This window comes from Proteiniphilum sp. UBA1028, assembly GCF_002316955.1.
GTDB lineage: Bacteria > Bacteroidota > Bacteroidia > Bacteroidales > Dysgonomonadaceae > Proteiniphilum.
This window is the reverse complement of the sequence record NZ_DCEN01000055.1, coordinates 1-931: the sequence shown is the minus strand read 5'-3', so window position 1 is coordinate 931 and position 931 is coordinate 1. Positions and strand designations below refer to the sequence as shown.

The window sequence follows — 931 nt, the reverse complement described above, 5'->3', positions numbered from 1 at the left end:
GAATAAGCCGGAACTAACAGAAGGTCGTCGAATGTTAACCCTTCCATAACAATTTTGTCTGCAATAAATGACATAAGTATAACCCTTTATTTTTTATTGCGTGCAAAAGTACATATTTTTTGGCGATATTGCATTGAAATGAATGTTAATTTTGTTATTTTGAGCAGCATAACAGCACACGGGCTGTGAACGTGTCTTTTTCAATTGATAAAAACTTTCTATGATTCATTGTTGCCCGGTTATTTTCTTTGTGGGTTCAAATCTCCTATCTTTGGCCTATGATTCATCACATTAAATGATTTAGCATTATGTCAGTATTAGTTGGAAAAAGAGCCCCGGTATTTTGGGCTCCTGCCGTAATCAACGGCTCAGAAATAGTAGAAAAATTCTCACTGGATGATTATCTGGGGAAGAAATATGTGGTATTCTTTTTTTATCCCGCAGACTTCACGTTTGTTTGTCCCACGGAACTTCATGCTTTTCAGCAGAAGCTGAAGGAGTTTGAAGAAAGAGACACAGTAGTGGTGGCTGCTTCAACCGACTCGGCCGTATCGCACTGGAAGTGGTTGCAAACGCCTAAAAACGATGGCGGCATTCGGGGAGTTACCTACCCCATCGTGGCCGACCATTCGTTGACCATCTCCATGGCATACGATGTGCTGGCAGGAGAGTATACCACGGATGACTCAGGCAACCTCCTGTTTGAAGGTACCCCGGAAGCGTATCGCGGATTGTTCCTGATTGACAAGGAAGGCATTGTACGCCACCAGGTGGTCAACGACATGCCGCTGGGACGGAGTGTCGACGAAGTGCTGCGGGTAATCGATGCATTGCAGTTCACCGAAGAGCATGGCGAAGTATGTCCTGCCGACTGGCACAAAGGTGACAAGGGACTTTCCGCAACGCAGCAAGGAATTGCCGATTACTTGTC

The 931-nt window shown here is 44.9% G+C and carries 1 protein-coding gene; it reads left to right on the top strand.

Annotation, left to right across the window (positions count from 1 at the left end):
- Positions 1-308: 308 nt before the first annotated feature.
- On the top strand, positions 309-931 hold a 623-nt coding region (locus B3Z75_RS10160; protein ID WP_294071147.1), incomplete at its 3' end, for a peroxiredoxin.